This is a genomic window from Pseudarthrobacter sp. CCNWLW207 (assembly GCF_037203945.1).
Classification (GTDB): Bacteria; Actinomycetota; Actinomycetes; order Actinomycetales; family Micrococcaceae; genus Arthrobacter.
The window spans coordinates 299867-324106 of the sequence record NZ_JBBCBS010000001.1 but is presented as its reverse complement, the minus strand read 5'-3'; the positions used below and the strand labels follow the sequence as shown (position 1 = coordinate 324106).

The following is a 24240-nucleotide window of genomic DNA, read 5'->3' as shown; positions in this document are numbered from 1 at the left end:
GCAGTTACTTCCCGGCGGCCTTGGGCTTGCGCGCTTTCGGTTCCTTGGGCGGCAGGGTAGCGACATGGTCGAACGCCTTCCCCACCCAGGCGCGGACCCGCGCGTCGTCGCCGTCGCCCTCTGCATTCCACACTTCCGGCAACCCGCTGTAGCCGGCCATGGGCCGCTCGGCCGGCCCGAACGGGACCGTCCGCTCCGTGCTTTCCAGCTCCACCCTGTCCGCCTCGGCGAGCTTCACGCCGATGACGGGGCCGAACAGCCCGGCGAACATGTTGCCGTTCACGAACGCCCCCAGGTTGCCGAACATCGGCTTCACCACCACGTCCGGATGGTCCGGAACCGCCGCCCGGAACCGTTCCTTGTCGGCATCGGACGCTTTGGGCATCTCCATGATTCTTCTCCCCGGGGTAGTGGTGCGCTGGATCTGTTGGCAGGATATGCCCGCGCTGCCGCTGCGTATAGGGCCCGACGGCGGTGCCTGGCCCGGGTGCCGGAGGCTCGGCACCTGCCGTGGATGGGCGGGTGGTAAATGCTGTCCGGAAACTCCTGTACAGTTGATTTTGTTGTTGTGTTTATGCAGTTGGTAGTTCAGGCAGTACGCGCGGTCGAAAGTCCGCGTTCTTCTGAAGTAGCGGTTTTGAACACCCCACACCGGAGGACCCGAAAGTCGGGACTTTTCCTCCATCTTCACGAAGGACAAAAATAATGGCTACTGGTACCGTCAAATGGTTTAACGCTGAAAAGGGCTTCGGCTTCATTTCCCCCGATGACTCCTCACAGGACGTTTTCGCACACTACTCTGCGATCGCTTCCTCCGGCTTCCGCTCACTCGAAGAGAACCAGAAGGTCTCCTTCGAAACCGAGCAGGGCCCCAAGGGTCCCCAGGCCGTAAACATCCAGTCCCTCTAATTCTTTAGAGAAACTGGGGCCTTAGGGTTTCATATTTCAAAAGCAGGGCCGGTCATTGACCGGCCCTGCTTTTTTGTTCGCCCACCGGCTTAGCGGCTGTGTCCTCCAGGGTGCTCTCACTCACCGCCCCTACGCACCGGCTCGAAGATGTATTCGACCTAATAATACTTTATTCGAATACATATCCACATAAGCACACTTGACTCTGGAGGGCGCCAGCCCACCCCCGTAGCTTGGAAACAACCAGCCGCAACATCCAAGGGGGACATGGACAGACATCCGGCGGGCGCTCTCGACCCAGCCTGATCCGGTACCTAGGGCCCAATACCTAGAAGCCAGGGCCCGCCCCCTGGATTCGGCATTTTCGGCCCCAGAAATCGGGTTTTCGCACACAGATTTGGGGGTCAAGCCACCCAAGGCCGACAAACGACACCTAGCCTCCACTTTGGAGGGCAAGCATTTCCCATGCAGGCATGGGCTGGCAGCGAGGTTGGCGGACGCCATTGGGTCATGCACCTATGACGGTGACCTGATCCTTTTCAGCTGGGATGAGGGGAACCACAGAAGGTTGGATCACGTGTTCGAACAGGAAGTGCAACGGACGCTGGACTACGTGGCACGCGGCATCGGCGTTCGGATCGACGGTGCACCTGGAAGCGGTCGAACAACCATTCTTCAAGAGGTCGTAAAAAGGCTGGAAAAGACCGGAGGTACGGTCTACATGTTCGCCGGGCTTCGCACCCATCGGAACATCGCTTTCGCGGGCGTCCACGGTCTTGGACTTGATATCCGATTGGGTATCCGGGGCGTGTTGGGGGCCGCAGATGCACTGACCGCATACCTGTCGAAGCCAGGTCAGCACGTCCTCATGGTCGACGACATCGAGTACGTCGATAACGAGTCGCTGGCCGTCATTGAGGCCGTCCTCCTGAGGACGAAAAGGCCCTTGGTGGTCACCGTGGACGATTCCAAACTGTACTCAAAGGCTCAACTGCGGGTCCTGAGCCGTGGCCCAGGAGCCCAAGTACAGCTCAATCCGCTGCGCTATGGGCAAGTCAACGAACTGATCCGTCACACTCTCGGTGCCGCAGCAGATGCGGACGCCACTGCACGGATTCTCACCAAATCAGCCGGAAACCCGAGGCTAGTGGTCCGCATTGCTGAAAGCGCCTCGCTGAGCAACCTGATGGCGCTCAGGGACGGTCAGTGGCAACTGACCGGAGATTCCCTGTGGAACGATCATCTGCGCGGCACTGTTGAAGCTCTTCTCGAGGGCCTCAATGCAGCCGAGCTCACGGCACTTCAAACGATGGCGATAGTGGGAACCTCGCCTATCGAGGTCCTGCAGAAAGTGATCCACTCGAATGTCCTGGAGACATTGGAGCGGCGTGGATTCGTCTCAGTCATGGAGGACCATCACGGCTGCACCTCCGCAGCGATCAGCCCGCCCGTGCTTGCAGACTATTTCCGCGCGTCTGGGCTCAGTGGCGGCCGGCAGGTCCTGCGGAACAGAATCGCACGGGCCCTGCGCACCTTGCCGCCACATCCACTCGGCGACCAAAGCGCTGCTGACTCGTTCAGGAGCGCCCTGAACGCATTGCATGGTGAGCGAAGTACCAACGACGCCGCAAGCACGCGTCACTTCCATGAGCAGATCCAGGTCAGGGAGCAGGCCCTATACCGGCTGTGGGAGGCCGAAAAATCCGTTTCGAGCGCGGTTGCCTTCCTGAGGGTGCACTGGGGTACGCCGATTGACGAACTGCGGATTGAACGCGTCTTCAGCCAAACCAGGACGGCTGACGGAGATCCGGGCGACCTCCTGTTCCTCGCTGTGACCAACGCCTTATGGACGATTTACTCCGGCCAAGGGGTGGCCGCGGCAGTCAGCACGCTAAGGCGCTTCGGGACGGAGCACCCCGGCTGGGAGGCTGACGCGGAAGCGTCGGCGCTCTTCCTCACGGCATCCTATGACCGGATGCCCCGCGACCTCGATGCAGCAATGGCCAGGTTGAAACTCACGCCCGGCGAAGGGGGGGTGGCCAATATTGCGTGGGGAATGCTGGACCTCTACAGATTCAATCCATCGGGTGCACTCGAGGCCATCAACTCAGCGAAGGGATTTGCAGTCTTTCCCCGCATGGAACCGTTCATCCGTGGAACCGCCTTGTTCGTCTCCGGGCGAATCGAGGAAGCTCTCACCTTTGCCTTGGAATGGCGTTCGGAATCACGCCGCAACCTCGACCAATTCGGGGTCGTTGCGAGCAGCTACATTGCTGCCCAGGCTCTCGTCTACTGCGGCTACTTCGACGAGGCTGAGTACCTGATGGGGAGTGTTTTCGCCATGGGCCGCCCTGGCTTCCTCGTCGACTCGCTGCACGATGCAATGCTGCGTCTGGCCGGCCTGCGTTCGGCAACAACGGCTAATCTCCCGAGGACAACCTTGGCCGCGCAATCGCGACGGCGGGCCCCGCAAGTAGGTCCGCTCCCCGGGATCGGAAGAGGCGTCTATGACCTTATCGCCGAGCGCCCCATCCAACCCGAAGGCTTCGACAGGCGGGCAGCCAGGCTCATAGAGAGGCAACTGGACCATGGCTATGTATTGGAAGCGGCATTCAGCGCGCTCTTCTCCACCTGTCTTCTTCCCGGCCGCAGGGTTCTCGAACTGCTGCGGCGCATAATGCGGGTAAGTGGCACTGCCTCCTATGACCAGTTGGTATCAATAGCCGGCGCCGTAGTCGAGGGAGACCACCAACTACTGGGTCTGCTGTTGAAGCACTATGAACCCGATGCACACACGTATCAAGTGGGAATGCTTCTGCGCGGAGCCTCCAAACGCCACCTCCTGCTTGGTGATAGCCGCGCAGCGGAAGCAATGGACCAGGCGTTCGCAGCATTTACGGCACGCTTTCCCCCTAACAGCGAGATTCTGGCCTTCAACGTTCCCGGTCATTTGCAGCTGACGGTTCGCGAAATTGAGATTTCGGCCTTGGCTGGCCATCGCACGAACACCGAGATCGCCGAGCATCTGGGCATCAGCACCCGGACAGTTGAGAACCACATTTCGAATGCGCTGCGGAAAACAGGGGCCACATCCCGGAGCGCGCTTTTTGACCTTGTGCGAAATTCGTACGCAGCCAAATAGGCCCTCAGGCCATGAAGCGGCGCCCATATGTACGGGACTTTTGAAAGTCACCACCTAATCTGCGCTAAAGACCACTCAAAAAGACCCAAACCGCCACCTAGGGCCCCAAAACCGGCCATAGTCTCCTTTTTGGTTGCACACGGCGCTTGTTTTGGGGGAGCGCTTCCGTCCCTTGCCGATGCACTGCCTTGGACCCAGCCGGCCAACGAACCGGCCCCTCGTGAAAGGAACCTTTCTTATGAAAAAGACCAGCACCGGACGCAAGCGCGCCTTCCTCACTGGAGGTGCCCTGCTGGGCGTGACAGCACTGCTGACTGCCGCTGCGTTCACCGACTTCGCCAACCTCAACATCGGCAACGGCACCGATGACTCCGGTCTTGGCGGCAACAACCGCTTCAACATCCAGGTGATTGGCACCGACGACAAGGGCCTGCCCGTAGCGGGAACGTGGCAGGAGGCCAATACGGCGGCTGGCGTGAACATCAAGGTTCCGGGCGCGGACCTCATCACGCCGGGAGACACCGTCTCGGTGGACATTCCGTTCCGCAACGAAAGCCCGGCCCTTAGCGCAGCGATCAACTTCTCGCTGAAGGATCGTGCGGGCAAAACGTCAAGTCCCGCTTTGGCAGCAGCGCTTCGCTACACCATCACCCTTAACGGTGTTGCGATCGCAACCAATGTGACTCAGGCTGCCGTCTCGGCGCTGAACCTGGGCACTTTCGTTCACGGTGCTGACGCCGTCCTCGGCGTCAGCATCAGCCTCCCGGACCAGGGCAGTGCTGAGGCCAACAACGCCCTGCAGGGACAGGTCTCCTACGTACAGGCCCACTTCGACGCCACGTCCGTAAAGCCGTAGTCGATGCGGGGCTGGCGGGATCTTTGGGGGACCCGCCAGCCCCGGTCTCTATCACGGAACACCCGGACCATGAAGGACACAGTATGAGGAATCATCGCCGCGGACGACTGCGGTTATTGCTTGCAACCGGATCCCTGGTTGCGGCGGGGGCCCTGATCACCGCGGCCTCCTTCACCGACTATGCCGATGTTGATGTGGCATTCGACGGTTCCCGCAACACTTTTGACATTGTGACGGCAGGGAAGACCGATCCTTCATGGCTGCCTACGCAGGCGGACTGGGAACAGGCAAATCCCCGTGCGCTGCGTATTGCCCTGACTCAGGACGGGAGCGGCTACACCATGGCTCCAGGAAGCGTCCTGGACCTGAGGATCGCAGCCAAGAACAACAGCCCGCGGCTCTCGGGAATCCTGAGCCTGAACCTGGTGGATCCGCTCCCGCGTGGCGCGGAAACCAACCCGCAGACGGGCACCTACGTCGAGCTATTCGACCAACTCGTGTTCACCGTGGCGGATCAGGGTGTCGTGCTTCTCGACCACGTTCCCGCAGACCGGCTCAGCACGCTCACCTGGCCGAAGCCTTTGGCTGCCGGCGAATACAAGCTTTTGGACGTCCGCATTGAACTGCCCCAGACCGTCGATAACCGTTGGCAGATGGCCTCAACCGATGTCCAGTTCAACTTTGAGGCGGTGACCCCATGAGGCACGGAACACTAAGGGGCAGCGGACGGAAGCGTCTCGCCCTGGCCTCCGGCGCGCTGGTCCTGGCCATCGGCGCGGGGGCGACCGCAGCGGCCTTCACGGACGTTGCCCGGCTTAATCTCGGAACCGGTGCCCCCGGTTCTGGTATCGGCAATCCCCAGCGGTTCGACATCGCAGTGAAGGACAGTACCGGCGTACTGCGAGACGCCGAGACACCGCAAGCAGCAGTTGTACTTCCGCTATCGGCTGGAACCGCCTTCTCCGAGACCACGCCGGTGCAATTCGACGTAACTGTCGCGAACCGGCAACCAGGGATCACCGGAGACCTGGCCGTCTCCCTCTACGATCCCGATCCCGTGAATCAGGATCTTTTCGGCCGGCTGCTGTTCACGGTCTATCTTGACGGAGCGGCCACGCCAGCAGTAGCCAATGCTTCAGCGGACCAAGTCAACCAGGCGGGCTTGGTTTTCCGGGGCGTCGCTCCCGGCCAGGAGCACCGCATCAGCCTGTCGGCAATTCTTCCAGCCAACAGCGGCACCCAAGTGATCGGTAAATCCACGCAGCTCGGCGTCCTCACCAATGGAGAAAGCAAATGATCGCGCTTCGCAGCGGCCGCGCGTTGGTCATCCTCTTGACAGCATTATTCATGGCGCTGGTTCAGGCGGCTGGTGCATCGGCAACACCAGCCGACCTCATCGAATCAACGCCCACTTCCGTGGCGATTGATGCTCCTGCACCAGGGGAGACACAGAGTTGGAATATGTCGGTGAGGAGCGTTGTGGACTCACCTTTGCCCCTCGGGCTGGAGATCAGCGGACAGTCTGATGTCCTTTTCTCGGGCCCGACGCCGATCGAGCTCACGGTGAAAACCTCCGACGGCGCCACCGTGGTTGATCGGGTACCGATAGGAGAGGTTCTCGGCCGGTCGCTGGCGTTGCCGGAGCTCCAGGGCGGGGCCTCCTACAACCTCACCGGCACTGTCACCCTGCCGCGGGCGGCCGGCAACGCCTACCAAGGCGCAGGCGGCATCCTGAAGTTCCGATTCGTCTCGATGGCCGATCGGCCTGTCGTCGCTCCCGTCGACCCGGTGCCGGACAAGCCGGCTGCCGGTCCTGGTCTCGCTTACACCGGCCTGAACAACTTGCTTCCTGTGGCTGCCACGGCAGCGGTCCTGCTTGCTGTTGGCGCTGGTTTCCTCCTCATTCGTCGAAAGAACCCCGCTCATGAGTAAGCCACCAATGATTCCGCGCCGGACCTACCTGGCTGCTGCAGGCCTGCTGGGGCTGGCAGCGTCTGTCGGTGCTGCACAGCTGCCAACAGCAACCAGTGCAGCGTACAAAGACCGCACGCATGCCCGTTCCGCGGCAATTCCTGTGAACGCAGGGCCTCCGTTGATGGCAGGTATCGCGAACGCACGCATGGTCGACACCGGGCTGGGCGTCGGAAATGACGGAAATGTGTATGTCTGGGGCCTCACGTACTACGAAATCAACGGTGATGTCCCCACCTCTGGATGGCAGAAACCGCCACAGAAGGTGGCGGGCATCCCGGAAGGCGCCGCGCGTCAGGTGACCGGTCAGATCTACAACGCCAACGCGCTTGATAAGGACGGCACTGTATGGGGCTGGGGATCAATTAACAATCGGGACGGTACAGACGCCGCGAAGCCCAACGGGAACGCCAAGCAAGTCCGTATCAACAGCGCTTGGAACGGTGCGGGCGTGGTTCTGGATAAGATCACCAAGATCTCGTCCACGGAGTACGCCGGCGCCGGCATTCGCAGCGATGGCACCATATGGCACTGGGGCTTTCCAACCGGGTATGGCGGAAACGCCGCGGCCGGCGCAAGCCAACTGATCGGACTTCCCGACCCCTCTGTTCCGGGCAACCGCCCTGCCTACCTGAAGGGCGCCTACACCAACTTCTTCGTGATCCTGGAGAACGGGGACGTGTACTACTGGGGTGGCGGCGGCGGGAATAGCCTGCCGTCACTCATGCCCAACGTCGATGCCAGTCCGCGCCTCGTCAGTGCACTCGCCCCCTGGTTCCGCCGCAACGTCTCGTCAGGTGCGCCGTTTATCGTGGCGGTCGACGGCGGTATCGGCATGGGTGCGGCGCTCCTGTCCAATGGCCAGGTAGTCAGTTGGGGATCGGACTACACACGAACCGGCAGGGGATCGACCCCGACGCCTCGTGAACCCGGGCTGGTTCCGGCTCTCTCCAACATCACATCTATGCAGTTCGGGTTCACTGGCGTTGCCATGATGAACAACGTCGGAGAGCTCTGGGGTTACGGAGCAAGCGATGACTATGGTCGGTTTCCGCAGGCCCCTATCCGAATCGATACCAATGTGGTCCAGTACGGATCGGGCCAGGGCTTCTACCTCTGGCAGAAATCTGACGGGACGTTCTGGGGCAGGGGCTACAACCCGCAGGGATCAATCGGATTGCCCACTGGACAAATCAACACAACCCGCCAGGTCTCGTGGAACCTCGGAATGGTGGCGAAATGAGGAAGCTGACAATGACTCGAATCCAGCAGCGATGGGCCGTTCCGCATACGGGTCGAATCAGGCTGGTCCTCACCGCAGGAATTCTCCTTGCAGCCACCATGGCCGGCACCAGTGCAGCCATGACTGACTTCGCACGGCTGAACATTATCGGCGACAGCCTGATCGAGTCCCCGGAGTTTGATATCGGCGTCGTGCGGGACAACGGCACCGTGGAACAGGCTGACACCGCTGCTGGCTTTGATTGGGCTGTGGCGGGAGCGGCTGCCCTGGTACCTGGCAAGTCAGTGGCAACCACCATTCCTGTCTTCAACAACACGTCGAACCTCAAAGCGGACACTACTTTCAAAATTGTTCTTCGGAACGGCGACGGGACAGTTGCAGCGGGAATTCCGAACATCCTGCCCTTCCTGCGTTTCACCGCAACGGATGAGGGTGGCAAGGCCATCTTCTCCAATGTCCCGTGGGATCAGGCGAGAGGGGCCCTCGGGGTGCTGGAGCCCCGATGGGGTGCGGTCCTTAACCAGGGCGACAGATACACTCGCGCGGCAGATGGGGCTGAGAAGAAGCTGAACCTGACCATTACGTATCTGGATGCTCCTGGCGTCGAGAACTACAACGGTGGGCAGGCTGCTATCGCGGTGCACTTCGACGCAACATCGGTGGCTCCGTGAGCCTCCCGCCTGAATTCTGGAAGGAGGACTTGGAGGACGACGCTACTGAAAAAGCCAGTCGGCCCCAACTGCATCCTGCGGTGCGGATCTACGCCTTCCTCCGTTCCGGGATCTTGTCCCTGGGTGCCGTGGTCGGCGTCGCATGTATCGCTGCTTTCGCGGTGTCGCTTCTCTTCGGTGTGCGTCCGCTTGTGGTCGTCTCGGGATCGATGGAACCCACAATCCCCGTTGGCTCAGTGGTCTTCTCCGCCCAAGTCCCCGCAGGTGAACTCAAGGAGGGTTCGATTGCGACGGTCGAACGGCCGCGTAACATCGGGCTGGTTACGCACCGCGTGGTCAAGTCCGTCGAGCCAGCGTCCGGGGTCTATGAACTGACACTCAAGGGCGACGCCAACGCCCAGGAAGATCCCGAATCCTACACGGTGCAAACCGCCGGCAAATATGTGTGGCACATCGTCGGCCTCGGCTACCTTGCCAGCTTCCTTCAGTCCCAAGACGGAATGATCTTTGCCCTTGCTGCCGGCTTGCTTGTCCTCGCCCTGTTCGTTCTTGATCCGGTGCGATCGAAGGGTGGACAAAAGGCTCGCGACGGAGCGACCCATGGAAAGCATTCCTGACTGGATTGCCAGATCGCGGAGTTCCCTCGGCCACGGGAGGCGACGCATGGCCACTTCCGTCGCAGATCGGTCTTCGATTGCGTTGGTCCAATACGCGGACAGGTCGTTGGCATCGTGCGGTGACACCATCTTCTTCACGGCGTGGATTCTGAACAACTCGGAAGAGACGCTCGCAGATGTGTCCCTGATGCACGGTTTCCTGACCGACGCAGTCTCGGGGAAACTGTCGTACGCAACTGCGCCGGTCTCCGAGGACTTGCGAATCCCTTCCTTGTCGCCCGGGAAGAGCGCGAAGTTTGGTTTCACCTATGTGGTTACGTATACGGATGTAGCCACGGGAGGGAAAATTGTGAGTGCCATGCAAGTCAGGGCGAGGTCTAATTCCGGGAATCACCGCGATGAATGCGATGCAACTGTCCGTTTCAAGTTTTGAATAGCCGAAACTTCACTAAGGAATCCTAAGCAACCTTCTAACCGCAAGGAATAATGGCTCGGATCTACGCAGGGAATGACCAGGATTCCCCGGTCCGGCAGCTTGCGAGCACCTAATTGCAGGATTGCACCACTCATTTCCGGGGAAATGACCACTCAGCCGTCTTTTTTGGCCATAGCGTTTTTGCTGAGGACCCCAGTGTCCTTGAAGGAGTGCCCCGCTATTTCCCCCCCGGAACGTGGGGCACGGGCTAAGCCTGTCGACTGAGACCCGGCAGGCATGCGGCCGGTCACCTGCTGGTGGCCGGCCGCACCTTGTCCGGTCACAAAGGCATTGCAAACGGCCAGACGCTTGCATCGCCGTGCCTCTGGGCTTCAATGTGGCATCACGTGAAATGAGGAGTTCCAGGTGTTCAAGGAAGAAACCCGCCGTGCGCTTGAATACGCGGCCCGAGGCATCAGTGTGCGCATCGTAGGGGGAGTAGGAAGCGGCCGCTCCACCGTGGCCCAAACGATCATCACAGAACTTGAAAAGACCGGTGCTGAGGTCTACCCACTCTTCGGCGCACGGCTCCTTCAAAAGAGTCCATTGGCGGGTGTCGGGCACCTTGGATTGGATATGCGCGCCCGGCTCAACGGACCTCTGGGCATAGCGGATGTACTGTCGGAGCGACTTGCCCAGCGGGGCACAAAAGTCATTGTTGTTGACGATATCGATTTGCTCGACAACGAATCACTCGCGATCGTAGACATCGTTCAAAAGCGGACCCAGCGGCCGTTGGTGATGACTATGGGCGACTCCAGCCTTTATTCGCGTTCGGACGTGTTTACTCCCGACCGCTGGCCCGAGGCGCAGATCCGGCTAAACCCCCTGCGCTACGACCAAGTGGACAAACTTGTCACAGATACCCTGGCAGCGCCGCCTGATGTCGATTCCACTGCGCACATCCTGATGAAGTCTGCCGGCAACCCGCGGCTTGTGGTCAGGCTCGTCCAGAGCGCAGTCCTGAGCAGGCTCCTCGTCCTCTCTGATGGAAAATGGCGGATGGCCGGTCATACGCTCTGGAACGAGCATCTCAACAGCACTGTGGAGTCGTTCCTCTACGGCCTCGGACCGGATGAACTTACGGCGTTGCACACCCTGTCACTGTTGGGAACCAGGTCCATGGAGTGCCTTCAGCAGACCATGGACCCTGACGTTCTGGACAGCCTCGAGCGGCGTGGTCTGATTGCGGTCATGGAAGACGCCAACAAAGACGTCTGTGTGGCTGTAAGTCCTCCTGTCATTGTCGATTACTTCTTGGATCACCACGTTCTTTCCTCGCGCAGGGTGCTTGTCGACCGTATTGCGCGGGTGGTGGACTCCCCATTGCAGCGAGCCCCAGCAAGTGGCCAACTAGCCCCACAGCTTGCCGGGATGGTCGATGAGCTGAGACGGGAAGCCGGCACCGGGGGTGCAGCTGCAGCGCAGCATTTCCAGGACCAGCTTCAAGTGCTCGAGGAAGCCCATTATGGCGTGTGGAAGGCCGATAAAACCCTGTCCAACGCGGCTGAGTTCCTCAAGTTCTACTGGGGCGGACCGATCGACCCAGAACGCATCGAGGAAGTATTCAACAACACCGAGACAGTGGGTTCTGACCCGGCTGAGTGCTTCTTCTTCACGATGACACGTGCCCTCTGGGCCATCGCTTCTGGCGCTGGCCTTTCGGCCGCCACTGGAATGATCTGCGAGTTCGGAAGAACACACCCTGATTGGCAGGCTGAAGCAGAAGGGTTCGCAGCGTTTCTGAACGCGTCCTATGACCGTATGCCGCCCAATCTGGACGAGATATTGAGCGGACTGACGAGCAGCCAACATACGAGCGGCGTCTTGCCCGTCATCCGCGGGATGCTGGAGCTCTACCGTTTTGACGCCCAGGCAGCCCTCGTCGCCCTTGATTCGGCGGAAGGATTTGACCTGGTGGCCAACGTTGAGCCGTTCGTTCGCGGACTTGCCCTCCTGGTTGCCGGGCGGTCGGATGAAGCACTGAACTTTTCCCTGGTGCAGCGCGCCACCGCCCAGCAGTCATTGAACCAGTTCGGGTTCGTGGCGAGCAGCTACGTCGCCGCGCTCGCACTGACGCGGAGAGGGTTCAGCGTGGAGGCTCATTACATGATGAGCAGCGTTTTCGCGTTGGGACGTCCCGGCTTCTTGGTCAACTCGCTTCATGATGCAATGCTGAGAATCGCCGGGCTTCAGGCGCCAACAGGCGCAGGACGGAAAGTCGTTTCCTTGGGAGCACAGGCACGCAAGGACGTCGCCGACGTCGGGCCTCTGCCCGGAATCGGGAAGGGCGTCTACGAGCTCTTTTCGCAGCAATACGACGACGCTGCCACTTTCGATGAAAAGGCCGTCACCCTTCTCGAACAACAACTTGACCACGGCTACGTCACGGAGGCTGTCTACTCGGCCCTTTTCATGCTGTGCCTGCTTCCCGGGCGACGCGTCCTGGACAAGTTGCAAAGCCTGCTCAGCGGCCCCGGGGTCACCTCCCATGACCAACTCCTGGCCATTGCAGCTGCAGCCATCGACGGCGACTACCAACTGCTGGGGATCCTCCTTGACCAATACGAACCCGACTCCGACCTCTTCTCGGTCGGCATGCTGCTCAAAGGTTCATTCAAACGTCGGCTCCTCGAACGGGACCACGATGCCGCCGGAATGATCCAGCAGATATCCCGGGCTTTCGAGGTTCGCTTCCCCTTGCCCGGACAACACCTGACACTCAGTACATCAGTGGATGAGCCGCAGCCGCTCTCGCCCCGCGAGACGGAGATTGCGGTCCTCGCGGGCAGTCAAACCAACCCCGAGATCGCCAGTCGGCTGGGGATCAGCACCAGAACGGTCGAAAACCACATCTCCAAGGCGCTGAGGAAGTCCGGGACGTTCTCGCGCAAAGACCTTTACGAATTCGTCCGCAGCTCGCGGGGCTGACCAAGCGCCGGGGAGATCCGGTTGTTGCGGCCTGCACTCAGGTCGCCGGGCAAGGACCACTCAATTCCGGTGCAACTCCCACATGTTTCAAGGCTTGCAGACACCCAGTGCCGACTTCGGGACCCTATTCTCGCCAAGACGCCAAGTTCCTCGAACGTGCACATGGGAGACCCTTATGACCAAACTCTTCGGCGGATTGTTCCGCCTCTTTCGTTCTTGGGGTACAGGTCCGTACATGACTTTGGACTGCCGGGACGCCAACCACGCTGCATGCGAGACGTGCAGCTGTAGTTGCCACGGCGGATCTGTTACGCCCAGACCAGATGGGCATACCCATGCCCACATTTGACGGGAACGAAGTTCCCCTGGTTTCCCGTGACGTTCTCGACGCCCTCGAGCAGGAGCTTGAGGACCCCGAGGCGTATGCAACGTACGTCCGTCTCAACCACGGGCTGTGGCCTGCCCGGCATCAACGATTGGTGGAGGCCATCCGAGCAGGGGATGCCACCGGCGCCATGGACGCGGTGCTAAGCCTCAAGTCAGCCAGCCAAATGATCGGAGCCATGCAACTTGCGGAACTGGCCCTGACGGCAGAGCACGCACTGCGGGACGGACGACTCCGTGAGGCAGAAGAGCTCCTGCAAGATCTCGAGGTATGTGGAACGGCCACGATGAAACAGATTAGCCGCGAATACTCCCTTGGGGCATCCAATCACTTAGACGACATCGACTGGACAGAATTGGCAGGCAAGACGGTTGAGATCCAGTCTCCGAATGGCGTCACTGACTACGGCGAGGTCGACGCCGTTACCGTGGACGGTTGCATTCTGTGGTTGAAGCTGCACGGCCCACTGCCGCGCCGGATCGTGGAGAAGGCGGCCGGCGTCCGAGTTCGCATCATCCGATGAGCTCCCGGAGAATTCAGGCCCCCAGGGGCTATAGAGCGTTTCGCCGAAGACTGAGATCTGTTTGGAAATGGTTAAACCTTTCGGAACACACTTTCTCATCCATGCTGATTTCAGGGGTACTTTTTGCCTGCTTCCTCCTCTGGGGCGACTGGCTTCAATGGAACAACCTGGGCGCTTCCGATACGAGGCCTGCTTCATTCCTTCGCCCCCGGGCCATCTCCGACACCATCGGAATCCTTTCGGGCCTGAGCGCCGTCGCGATCGGCGTTCAGGTACTGGCGCGAACGTACCAGACGGACCCTGAGAACTCCGTGGAGGAGATCGCGCGGCGGGAATTGTTGGGGTACATCGTGCTGACAGGTGCTTTTGCCAGCGTGATCACGGGCACGTATGCAGCTGTTACCCAAATTGTCTCCGGCTTTCCGGACTTAGCATCGCTTATCGCCGTATTGGCGTTTGTTGCCAGCAACTGTGTGGTCACCGTAGATGCCGCGGCCCGAATTCGCCTTCAAGGCAAGGTCGCGGTCGAACAGCAGATCATTCGTGCACGCCGGAACCTTTCACATTTCCGGCGGCAGCGGCTGCCTCAGGCAAATCGGAAAAACAAATGGCGAGTTGCTTGGGTGGCCTGGCAACTGATCAGCTGTGCGGCGCCGGGGATGGTGCTCACCGCGATCGCAGTTCGAAGGCCCCTATCAGCGGGCCCTATATTGGCCATCGCCGGGATGGTCGTCGCGGCTACGGCCATCGTATTCGCAGCATTCATTTGGCTCACTCGCGAATTCCGGAAACCTGACGTTTCGGACAGGATCAGCGCCGGCCTGATGGCCCTGATGGGGATCACCGCTGTCTTATTGCTGAGTCTGACCGTCGCGGTGGAATCCGCGGTGGGTGGTGCAGCTGTGCTTGCTGTTAGCACGACGCCGGTAGTGGCCGGGTGGATCAGTCTGCGGACGCGTTTCGCACCCAGACAGCATGCCAGCCCACAGAGGGCTTGGCTCCTCAGCTCGGACTGGTGGCCAGGGGCCTTGGTCCGCGTTGTGCTCTCGGGAATTCTGCGCCGGTCTCTTCTGCGAACCACTAAAACCCTGCGGAGCCTCAAGAAGGAACTGAGGGAGCACGACAGGAACGTTCATTGTCAGACCCCGCAGCTACCGTAGCGCTCATTCCACGCCGCAGGGGATCGCGACCGCGCATCCCCAGATCATTCAAAGGAAGGAAAAGACATTACCCAGTTCCAGAACTACGTATGGTGGTTTTCCGTCTTCGTCGGAATCGCCCTGATGCCTGCATGGATTATCAGTGTCATCTTCCTCCGTGCGAGCGTCGGGCCGATGGAGTACGAACTTACGAAAGCTGAGAGACGGTTTACGTGGTTGCCCGGGTGGATTCCGGGAGTCGTTTCCCGGCCTCTGCCGGAAGTCATCGAGACCGGTCCTCGCTGGATCGCATTGGAGCGAACCTACGGAGCATCCTTGCGCCTGGCATCCCGGTGGAATGACTCGGTGACTGCATTCCCGATGATTACTGCAATGGGCATCTTTCTGTGCGGAAGTATCCAAGTGACGTCGGCCTTGGCCGTGGAAATCAACGGAACTTCAGGCAATGTCGAGCTCGGCTCTTGGTTCTTCGTTTGCCTCGGAATCTTCATTTTGGCGTACATTCCACTGGTGGCGACGTATGGCGCGCACGACAAACGGTGGCGAGCGAGGGCGCCATTTGAATGGCTCTACATCAAGCAAAGCCTGTGGCTCCTGTACCACCTGCAGAAGGCTTCCAAGAAACGCGAATACCGTGCCACACTCAATTCCCTCGACGACCTTGAAAGACTGCTGGTCAACAGGTTCCTGCCACTGCCTGCCTCTACGCCGCCCAGTTTGAGGCTGGCCAATAATTGGTGGCAGGCGAGGATGCGGCCGTTGATATCGGAAAAGGCCAGCTTTTACGGAAGTCCCCACAACATGCAGACTCCGGAGGCCATCCAAAAATGGATTGAGAAATCCGCAGAGCTGGTTTCCACCCCTATCAACGCGCGGCCTGCCCATGGATTGTTACGGGGAATTCCTTGGATGCCGCAAGGTGAAAGGACCGAGCTGGCCGAGTCGGCGCTCCCCGAGCCACACTCCATGACCCGTATTCTTGGGATTCTCATCTTGATTGCGGCGCTGATGTTCGCTTTCGCTGTACTGTACGAGTCGGTCCAGGGGAGGGCTCCGACACTTCAGGGAACGGAGCAAGCAGTAAAAATTGTCAGCGCAGTCACGGCCTTCGTGGTGCCTGTTGCATCCCTCTACGTCACTTGGAAGCAGCGGAAGAACTAGCCCACTGCGGGCCTGACAAGCAAAACCGCTGACATCTCGAACAGTCAGCCTGCGTTTCCGTGTTCCGGGCAGTCCGGATCCGTCGGTTTGGGGTACCGCGGATGGTACCGCCACGGTGGGCAGGTGCAGCCCGGGTACCGGTTGGTTTTTCGCTCCCAATGGCTTAGTGCCCCGACCGCAACGGCGTCGTTCTGATTCTCGGTGTCGTAGTGGGACATTGCGGTGTTACTTCCTACAGGCCGGCGGCTCTTCCCGGCCACGCAGTAACGAGCCGCGGCCTTCTGAATGCACAATATTGCTCCCAGCCGCCCCTAGGTGGTTCCCCGGACCAGATTGAGTGGCCGAAACCTCTGAATTAGGTGGTAGCAGGCACGGTGCTGTGCTCCGCAGGGCTTTTCGTACGGGTCCAGTTCATGCTGGACAAGGAGACTGCCAGAATCGAGGCGAGGATCAGCGCAGATGCGGGCGCGGCGACGGCCCAGGGCGCACGTTCAACGTAGTTAATTCCCTCGGCAAGGACAAGACCCCATTCTGGCGTTGGCTGGTGTGCGCCCAATCCAAGGAAACCCAGCGACGCAAGCGCCAACGCCGTTCCGGGTATCCGAAGCATTGCATGCCGAAACACTGGCCCCAGGACCGCCGGCAGGACATAACGCCAAAGAACCCGGCCCCGCCCGACGCCTAAGACCGGAAGGATCCCTACGTACGGCTTGGCCCTGGCCTCTTGCACCAAGGCCGCCGTATGCGCCGCCAAAGGTGCCCAGCTCACCAGAGTGACTGCCAGGGCCGCACCATGTGCCGACGGACCGGTGATTACTGCGACCACCAGGCCGGCGAGAATCGGCGGGGCGGCATTTGTAACCTCCAGGGGTCCTGTTGCCGCGAGCGGGAAGAGCCCAATGAGGACTCCGATGGCCAGGCAGGTGAGGACCACCAGCAGCGATGTTCCTAAGGTGGACAGCGCGCCGTGTCCCACCCGGGCGAGGAGATCCCGTCCGCTGGCGTCCGCGCCAAACGGCAACGCCAGGCTCGGGCCAGCAAGCCTTGCATGGTTCGAGGTGAAGGGATCCCGCAGTAGTCCGGCGCCTACGATGAGGAGCAGCGCCCCGGCCGCAACGAGCGGCACAGCCGCATCACGTCGTCGTGAATTCCGGGGAGCTTCCGGGACGGGCATCGTCCCGGACCGGAGGGAAGCTCCTATCAGCAGCTGCCGCACTATGGCCGCGATGGAGCCGAAAACAACTGCCAGAAGCAGGAGAGCCAGCACGCCTGCCTGCAGCGCCGGGATGTCCTGGGCGCTTGCCGCCCCCAAAACGGCGCGGCCAAGCCCTGGTATTGCGAACACCTTTTCCACGGCCACCGCGCCGCCTGTGAGGCCGATAAGGACAAGGCCAATCTGGCTCATGACGGAGGGCGTTGCGCGGCGAAGTACGGCGGTGGTGAGCTTGCCCCGCCCGGCGCCTGCCATGGCCCAGGTGCCCACCCATTTTTCGGCGAACGCCAAGGTGATGGCATCGGACAGCAGGCGACCGATCAGTCCACCTGCCGGAAGGCCCAGGGAAAGTGCAGGAAGCACCGCATAGTGCAGCCCTTCCCAGCCGTAAGGCGGGAACCATTTTAACCAGATGGCACCAACCACGAGCAGCATGGCGGCCAGCAGGAACTCCGGGAGTGCGGTCAGCGCCGCGGCAACCGCGCCGGCTCCATTCCCAGGAGTGCCGCTGAGGCCTCGGAACACCGAAGGAATGCACAGCAGCACCGCGACAACGCCCGCCACCAGAACAGCGCAGGTCATCAGGGTCAGGGAAACACCGAGGCTCTGGAGTGTTCCGGGACCGACCGGGGTGTTAGTAATCCAAGACGTTCCCAGGTTGCCTTGCATGAGCCCTCCTGCCCACGTCAGGAGAATGTGCAGTGGTCCCTGGTCGAGCCCCAGCTCCGCGCGGATCATTCCCAGCGTTTCTTCGGTCGCTTCCCGGTCCGCGTAGCGTGCGCGCAGAATGGTGTATTCGGGGCCCTGCCCTGAAAGCCACGGGAGGAGCCCGATCAGGGCGAGAACTGCGACAAGTGCCAGGGCACGCGAGAACGCGGTCTTGATCAACGCGGAGCGGGGCATTACTTCGAGATTCCTGTCTTGCTGGTGATCAAAGCGCGTTCGCGCGGGTCCCGTTCAACGTCGCGGATCCTGGCAGACTCACCCTGGATGACCCGTTCGTGCAACAGCGGCACCGCAGCATCATTGGCCAAGATCAGCGCCTCGGCCGCTGCGATGGCAGCCCGCCGCTCAGGTCCGGCGGGGACGGCCGCCGCCTTTGTCAGCGCCGCATCGACGTCGGCATCGCAGAATTGGGAGATGTTGAAGGAACCTTTGCACGCGAAATCGCTGAACATGTAGGCCACAGGGTCACCTGAGTCCAGCACCGTGGCGCGGGAGAGGATGAAGGCGTCGAACTTGCCGGCGATGGCGTCCGCTTCGATGTGCTGGTATTCGCGAACGTCCTGTTCGACGATGAAGCCTGCGGCCTCGAGCTGTTGTTCAAGCTGGACGGCGACTTCGGGGAGTTCGGCCCGGTCGGTGAAGGTGCCCAGCTTGATGCGGATACCGTTGGCGGGGCCGGCCGAGGCTCGCTTCTTCAGCGCCTCGGCATAGGAATCGTTCTTGCGTTCTTCGGCTGCCCAGGGGAGGGCCGGTCCGAGGAGCCCTTCAGCAAGGTCCGCCCGGCCTTCATAGACACGCTCGATGATTTGGGCACGCTCAATGGCCTCGCGTGCGGCAGCCCTGACCGCGGGATCAGCGAACGGTCCGGATTCGGAATTCAAGTACAGGGTGTTCGTCCGCGGCATCGGCACCTCATGGATGAGCTGTGCGTCAATTTGCGCCACCTGTCCCACGGGGATGGCTTCGACGACGTCGGCGTTACCCGTCCTGAGTGCTGCCGCGCGCGCTGTGCCATCGGGGACATATTGGACATCGACGCCGCTGCTTGCAGCCTTCTCTCCCCAATAGCCGTCGAAGCGGTTGAGGGTCGCGGAGGTGGTTCCGTCCGCGGCCGCGAGGACGTATGGCCCGGTCCCGGCATTAATGGGGCTCACTACGCCTCCGGGCTTATAGGCGGACGCGGCAAGGATGGCCAGCTGGGGGCTCGAGAGCCGCTGCGGGATGAGCGGGTCTTCATTTTGGGTCGTGACGACCACAGCGTTCCCGCCGTCCGTCCTGACCGCCAGCTGGACGCCGTCGAGGATTCTGGGCTTGGGACTCGCGTTGGCCGCCGCCGTCAGGGAAGCTGCAACCTGCTCGGCCGTCAGGGACGTTCCATCGTGGAACTTTACGCCCGAACGAAGCTCAAACCGCCAGTTCTTGCTGTCCAACTGGTTCCAGGCCGTCGACAAGGAAGGCTGCGCGTCGCCTAGGGAGTCGAGCACAATCAAGGTTTCCGCGGTCTTCCAGCGCGAAAGCTTGAAAGCATCGTCACTGAGGGGAGTGAGCCCCGAACGCGGCGGCTGCAGCATTGCCACCTTGATGCGAGCATCTGCATTTGCTGCCGGCTGGGCATTGCCTGGAGCGAAGCATCCGCTTAGGCCGGCCGCCATCACGGACGCAAGGAGTATGGTGGCGGCTGTTTTTGGGCGTGAAAGGGCCATGTTGATTGCCTGTCTTTCTTGGTAGTGGCGGTGGTTGACGCTAGGTGCGCTGAAGGTCTTGCGGGCAGGCTGGTAGAACCGGTGGTGCTGCCGGCGGAAGGAAGCGGCCAATTGTCAGTGCCGACGTCGCAGCCAAGAGAGCCAGCAGCAGCCACGGAATGGCTGCGGCCAGTGAGGACGCTGAGGCGTGTTCATAGAGCGGACCCAGGACCATGTTCCCCGCGAGGGCCGCTAGTCCTCCGCAGCTGGAGAGCAATCCGTAGAACGCGCCAGTGGGACGCCCGGCAGCGAAATCGAGCACCAGGCCCATGGCCACGGGAGCCACGCACATGTGGCCGAGCGACAGGGCCGTGACCATGACTCCGGCAGGCAGGAAGGGCACCGACTCCGGTGGAGGGACAACGGCCATGGTGGAAAGTGAGGCGAAGCCCGCCGCCTGCAGGGCAAATCCCGTGGTGAGCGCGCATCTGGCCCCGGTCCGGCGCATGAGCCGCGCGATGGGCCACTGAAGCGTAATGGTCAACACCGAGGCATAGGCAAAGATTGCTGCAAGGGCGGAAGTGCCTGCTCCACTGCGTTCCAGTTCGACCGGCAGCCCGAAATAGAGCTGGTTGTATGCCAGGAGGTTGACGCTGAAGAACGCCGCGAAAGCCAGGAACCGTTTCTCCCGTAGGCAGGACCAAACGTCCGACGCCGGTACCGCCTCCCGCCGTTGCACGGACGTGCGCGGCAAGAAGCGGTGAAAAATGACTGACATGGCTGCAAAGACGCCGGCTCCGGCCAGCAGGGCGGCGTCAAAACCGACGCCGAGAAGGAGCGCGCCAAGAAGCGGACCTGCCACGGCTCCGATTTCGCCGCAGATGACCAGGAGGGCAAACAGGTTTGGTTTGTGGCTGGTGGAGTTGTTGGTGTTGCGTTCTGCCCGCGCAACCAGGCTTTCGAGCGCCGGTGAGAACAGGGCGCCGCCTATGCCGGACACCACCGCACCGACCAGAAACAGTGGGAAATCTGACGCCGTGGCCAGCAGAAGGTAGCCGATGATCCTCACCCAGCAACCGATGATCATTCCGCGCCGTGCTCCCCACCGGTCGGCCATCGCGCCGCCGAGCAGGAACAGGCCTTGCTGCGCGAAAGTCCGGGCGCCGAGGACGACCCCGATCGCCAGCGCTCCCATACCGAAGTCTTCGCGCATGGAGACAGCAAGGAATGGAATCACCGAGTAGAAGCCGAGGTTGAAGATGAGCTGGGTGGCCAGCAGGAGCTGAGGGGCGGGTTCCTTGGCGGAGGAGGCCGCGAGGAGGGGTTTCCCGGGGAGGCGATCCGCCGTGGAGGTTTTGCCGACGACGCCGGACGCCGCCGTCGTCGTCATTTGTTGCCTGCTTTGCTACCACGGCGGGGGATCGACGCGATGAGCTCCCGCGTAGCCGCGTGCCGTGCATCGCGGAATAGTTCCGCCGTGGGGCCCTGCTCAACTGTCCTTCCCCCTGAGAGGACCACCGTCCGCGAACAGAGCAGGGACACCGCGCCGAGATCGTGGGAAACGAACAAAAGGCCCAGCCCGTCGCGGTTAACCAATTGTCCGAGAACAGCCAGAACCGTGTTCCTCAATGGCAGGTCAAGGCCGCTGACGGGCTCGTCCGCAAGGAGGATGCTCGGTGACGGCACCAATGCCCGGGCGATGGCCACCCGCTGATTTTGGCCGCCGGATAATTGCCCAGGCTTGCGGCGGAGCACTCCAGGTTCCAGTTCAACCCGCTCCAGCGCACGGTTGATCATGGTGTGGTGATCCCCGGCAATGCCAAGCTGCTTCAAAGGCTCCAGCAGCAGGCGGCGAACGTCCATGCTTGGATCAAGGCTGCTTGCAGGGTTCTGCGGCACATATTGCACCATCCTCCGGTACCACCTCAACGAACTGGCGGAGCCAGGAGCGACGGGTCTTTCATTGAAAACCACAGTGCCGGAGGCTGGCCTCTCCAAGGCAAGCAAGGAACGCAAGAGTGTCGATTTACCGGCACCGGAACTGCCCACCAAGCCGATGCTGTCGCCGGCAGAGACCGTAAGGGAAAGGTCGTGGAGGGCTGGCAGTGTCCGGCGCCGGCCGCGGAATCCATGGCCGCGATAATGGTGCGTAAGGCTGCGGGCGCTGAGGGTCGCGCTCATGCGCTCGCCTCGATGCGGTTGGCGCCGAGCCCTGCCCAGGCAGCTTCCACGAGCTGGGTGGTGTAGGAATGTTCCGGCTGTTCCAGCAGGATTTCCATAGGTGCTTCTTCCACGATCCGTCCGGCCCGTATGACCAGGGCCCGAGTGCACAAGGTTTCGGCAGCGGCGAGATCGTGCGTGATGAACAAGATCGCTTGTGCTGCAGCTGAGGGCCCTGCAAGCACGTCAAGGACCTTGGCCTGGGACACGACGTCTAGGGCCGTAGTGGGCTCATCGGCGATCAAGACTGAGCCGCGGCAAGCCAAAGCCAAGGCGATGCAGACGCGTTGCAACTGGCCCCCGGACAATTCGCCGCTGTAGCTGGACAGGATGCGTTCAGGGTCCTCGATGCCCACTGAAGTGAGTAGCTCAATTGCCCTTTCGTGCGTCGACTGGGATGAGAGCCCGGCCTTCTTCAGGGGGATTGCGAGTTGGCTGCCCAACCGCACCAAGGGGTTGAGTGCGGCGAGGGGATTTTGATGGATCGCCGAGAGCCCGCTGGCTTCTGTTGGCTTTCGGCGCAGTGGGAGGTATCGGCCGTCTATTCTCAGCGAGCCGGACACGTCCATGTTTCGCGGGAGCTGTCCCAGTAGGGCAGAGGCAGTGAGGGACTTGCCAGAACCCGAGGCACCCAACAGGGCGACCTTTTCGCCGGGTTCGATCGCGAAACTGACCCCATTGACCAAGGGCAGTCCCTGCAAGGACACCGTCAGATTCTCTACCAGAAGTGCGGGGGTCATAGTCAGGACTTTCAGGAGGGTCGATGGGGATCAGTTCATGATATCAATAATCATTCGCATTAGATTCCTGTGTCGACTCGATGGCGGTGCCATCGTGCCGGTCAGAGCGAAATTGAGTGGCTAGGTTGTCATCGACTAGGTGGAGCTTCACGATTTCGGGCGAACGCTCTCCCGCTTTGTTCTTGGAACACCCAGCTTTGATGGGAAGTCCACTCAGTTTTGTCGTTGGCGCCACTTATGGGTCTATTTCGGTCTTAGCGTTCCGTGTGGGGGAGTACGTACGCCCCCGGAACCACGCTCCAAATGTCAGCCGGGCTGAGGATCGACGATTTGGCGGTTACCGCATGCAACCGACCACCCAACCCGGCCGGGTACCCACAGCAAGGAGTAAACAATGAAGATGAAACCAATCTGCGAAAGGGCCGGAAGCTCGACGGCGCTGAGCGCGGTGACAGCTCTCGCCGCGACGATGTTGGTCGCTCACCCAGCGGGAGCCTTGGCGGTTGACGATTCTCAGGCCACGCCAATTCTCGTCGCACAGTCGCTGGCGAGCGTTGAGCGATTCAATGACTTGCTTCTCGTCGAGCCGACGGAGCCGGCGAAGGCCCCGGTTGGCGAGATCGAACTCAGTGCCGGATCCGTTGAGGTCCCGACAGTTCTCGAGGAAGGCGTCACCCTAACCGATGAAGCGGGTGAGAGTATCGGGATTGGACTCCCGAACGCAGCCGAAGCCGGAATGGCCACGGCGCTCGGTGATGGGGTCGTAACCTTCCCTGGAGAGGAGAGCGCCAACTCCATCATCGTCGGCGACGTCGGAGTACAAATGCTCACGACGATTGCTGGGGCGGATGCTCCTACCCGCTACTCCTACGAGGTCTCCTTCAAACCAGGGCAGCATCTTGAGCTCACTGACAGCGGTGCCGCCGTCGTGAACGGAGACGGAACCGTTGCGCTCGCAGTGGCGTCGGCATGGGCGAAGGACGCGAACGGGAAGAACATTCGGACCAACTACGAGATCAACGGGTCGACATTGACTCAAGTCGTCGTTCACACAGCACACGAGGGGATCGCGTATCCGGTTGTGGCCGACCCGATCTGGATTGCCCCGTGGGTGTACCGGTGCCTGATTGGTATCGGCCTTAATGGCCCGCAGATCGCAAGGATCGCCCAGACGGGCACGCCGAGCGCGATTCTCGCGGCGTTCGGCTACGGCGCATTCCGCTGCATCATCGGGAGGTGATGATGTTCCATCGTGAGTCGCTTGAAGGACTGAAAGCCAAGCTTGACGCCGTCGACGCTGAGATCGCCTCGCACCCGCTGTCATCTGACCGGGTGAAGACCGCGCAGGCTATCGTCGAGGCGCGGGCGAACAAGGACACCGAGGAGGTGTCCCGAGAGCTGGCAGACCAGAATCTGCCCAGCTTGGAAGAACTCGGGAAGATTCAGGTCAATGGCACTGTCAGCTGGTGGAAACTGCACCGCAAGAGGAACAACCTCGTGAAAAAGATCGACCGCTCGAAGTGATAGCCGAACCGGCGTCGGCTCGCAGGCACCCGCTCTCTGGATACAACGGAGCGGGTGCCTGCGTGCTGCGGAGGGTCCACGATGCCGTCGA

At 61.2% G+C, this 24240-nt stretch carries 21 protein-coding genes; 15 read left to right on the top strand and 6 right to left on the bottom strand.

Annotated elements, in window-relative coordinates; genetic code table 11:
- Positions 1-4: 4 nt before the first annotated feature.
- Positions 5-391 (bottom strand): TfoX/Sxy family protein, encoded by a 387-nt coding sequence (locus V9L17_RS01325; RefSeq protein ID WP_337350137.1) that lies wholly within the window; start codon positions 389-391, stop codon positions 5-7.
- A 314-nt stretch (positions 392-705) separates the two neighbouring features.
- Between V9L17_RS01325 and V9L17_RS01320 the strand changes: the two genes are divergently transcribed.
- The 13 genes from V9L17_RS01320 to V9L17_RS01260 all read left to right on the top strand — a co-directional run bounded on the left by V9L17_RS01320 (position 706) and on the right by V9L17_RS01260 (position 16044).
- A complete protein-coding gene (locus tag V9L17_RS01320; RefSeq protein ID WP_066274236.1) occupies positions 706-909 on the top strand; it encodes a cold-shock protein in 204 nt (67 codons plus the stop codon).
- Positions 910-1486: 577 nt separating this feature from the next.
- A complete protein-coding gene (locus V9L17_RS01315) occupies positions 1487-4051 on the top strand; it encodes a helix-turn-helix transcriptional regulator (protein WP_337350136.1) in 2565 nt (854 codons plus the stop codon).
- Between the two features lie 238 nt (positions 4052-4289).
- A complete protein-coding gene (locus V9L17_RS01310; protein WP_337348372.1) occupies positions 4290-4907 on the top strand; it encodes a hypothetical protein in 618 nt (205 codons plus the stop codon).
- Between the two features lie 83 nt (positions 4908-4990).
- Positions 4991-5608, top strand: a complete 618-nt coding sequence (locus V9L17_RS01305; RefSeq protein WP_337348371.1) for a hypothetical protein — start codon at positions 4991-4993, stop codon at positions 5606-5608.
- Positions 5605-6204: a SipW-dependent-type signal peptide-containing protein gene (locus V9L17_RS01300; RefSeq protein ID WP_337350135.1), complete on the top strand. Its 600-nt coding sequence runs from the start codon at positions 5605-5607 to the stop codon at positions 6202-6204. The genes V9L17_RS01305 and V9L17_RS01300 overlap by 4 nt, the downstream gene beginning before the upstream one ends.
- A 182-nt stretch (positions 6205-6386) precedes the next feature.
- Complete coding sequence (locus V9L17_RS01295; RefSeq protein ID WP_337350134.1) at positions 6387-6839, top strand: hypothetical protein; 453 nt, start codon at positions 6387-6389, stop codon at positions 6837-6839.
- Positions 6832-8121 (top strand): hypothetical protein, encoded by a 1290-nt coding sequence (locus tag V9L17_RS01290; RefSeq protein WP_337350133.1) that lies wholly within the window; start codon positions 6832-6834, stop codon positions 8119-8121. The genes V9L17_RS01295 and V9L17_RS01290 overlap by 8 nt, the downstream gene beginning before the upstream one ends.
- A gap of 11 nt (positions 8122-8132) precedes the next feature.
- Positions 8133-8792, top strand: a complete 660-nt coding sequence (locus V9L17_RS01285) for a hypothetical protein (protein WP_337350132.1) — start codon at positions 8133-8135, stop codon at positions 8790-8792.
- Positions 8789-9409, top strand: coding sequence for a signal peptidase I (locus tag V9L17_RS01280; protein ID WP_337350131.1), 621 nt, complete (start codon positions 8789-8791; stop codon positions 9407-9409). The genes V9L17_RS01285 and V9L17_RS01280 overlap by 4 nt, the downstream gene beginning before the upstream one ends.
- A gap of 841 nt (positions 9410-10250) precedes the next feature.
- On the top strand, positions 10251-12815 hold the full coding sequence (locus V9L17_RS01275) for a helix-turn-helix transcriptional regulator (RefSeq protein WP_337350130.1): 2565 nt from the start codon (positions 10251-10253) through the stop codon (positions 12813-12815).
- A gap of 335 nt (positions 12816-13150) precedes the next feature.
- The gene (locus tag V9L17_RS01270; RefSeq protein WP_337350129.1) at positions 13151-13723 is read left to right on the top strand and encodes an Hpt domain-containing protein; all 573 of its coding nucleotides are present in this window, start codon (positions 13151-13153) and stop codon (positions 13721-13723) included.
- Between the two features lie 101 nt (positions 13724-13824).
- Positions 13825-14883, top strand: a complete 1059-nt coding sequence (locus V9L17_RS01265; RefSeq protein WP_337350128.1) for a hypothetical protein — start codon at positions 13825-13827, stop codon at positions 14881-14883.
- Between the two features lie 345 nt (positions 14884-15228).
- Positions 15229-16044 (top strand): hypothetical protein, encoded by an 816-nt coding sequence (locus V9L17_RS01260; RefSeq protein ID WP_337350127.1) that lies wholly within the window; start codon positions 15229-15231, stop codon positions 16042-16044.
- Positions 16045-16399: 355 nt separating this feature from the next.
- Here V9L17_RS01260 and V9L17_RS01255 read toward each other — a convergent pair whose 3' ends face one another.
- Genes V9L17_RS01255 through V9L17_RS01235 form a run of 5 tightly spaced genes read right to left on the bottom strand, consistent with a single transcriptional unit; the run spans position 16400 to position 22625 of the window.
- Positions 16400-18160, bottom strand: coding sequence for an ABC transporter permease subunit (locus tag V9L17_RS01255; protein WP_337350126.1), 1761 nt, complete (start codon positions 18158-18160; stop codon positions 16400-16402).
- Positions 18160-19686, bottom strand: a complete 1527-nt coding sequence (locus V9L17_RS01250) for an ABC transporter substrate-binding protein (RefSeq protein WP_337350125.1) — start codon at positions 19684-19686, stop codon at positions 18160-18162. Before V9L17_RS01250 ends, V9L17_RS01255 begins: the two co-directional genes overlap by 1 nt.
- A gap of 40 nt (positions 19687-19726) precedes the next feature.
- Positions 19727-21055, bottom strand: a complete 1329-nt coding sequence (locus V9L17_RS01245; RefSeq protein WP_337350124.1) for an MFS transporter — start codon at positions 21053-21055, stop codon at positions 19727-19729.
- Positions 21052-21846 (bottom strand): ABC transporter ATP-binding protein, encoded by a 795-nt coding sequence (locus tag V9L17_RS01240; RefSeq protein WP_337350123.1) that lies wholly within the window; start codon positions 21844-21846, stop codon positions 21052-21054. The genes V9L17_RS01245 and V9L17_RS01240 overlap by 4 nt, the downstream gene beginning before the upstream one ends.
- Entirely contained in the window at positions 21843-22625 is a 783-nt protein-coding gene (locus V9L17_RS01235; protein ID WP_337350122.1) for an ABC transporter ATP-binding protein, read from the bottom strand. The genes V9L17_RS01240 and V9L17_RS01235 overlap by 4 nt, the downstream gene beginning before the upstream one ends.
- Positions 22626-23019: 394 nt before the next feature.
- Here V9L17_RS01235 and V9L17_RS01230 point away from each other — a divergent pair, with 394 nt between their 5' ends.
- Both V9L17_RS01230 and V9L17_RS01225 read left to right on the top strand, forming a co-directional pair.
- Entirely contained in the window at positions 23020-23865 is an 846-nt protein-coding gene (locus V9L17_RS01230) for a hypothetical protein (protein WP_337350121.1), read from the top strand.
- The gene (locus V9L17_RS01225) at positions 23865-24149 is read left to right on the top strand and encodes a hypothetical protein (protein ID WP_337350422.1); all 285 of its coding nucleotides are present in this window, start codon (positions 23865-23867) and stop codon (positions 24147-24149) included. Before V9L17_RS01230 ends, V9L17_RS01225 begins: the two co-directional genes overlap by 1 nt.
- Positions 24150-24240: the final 91 nt, after the last annotated feature.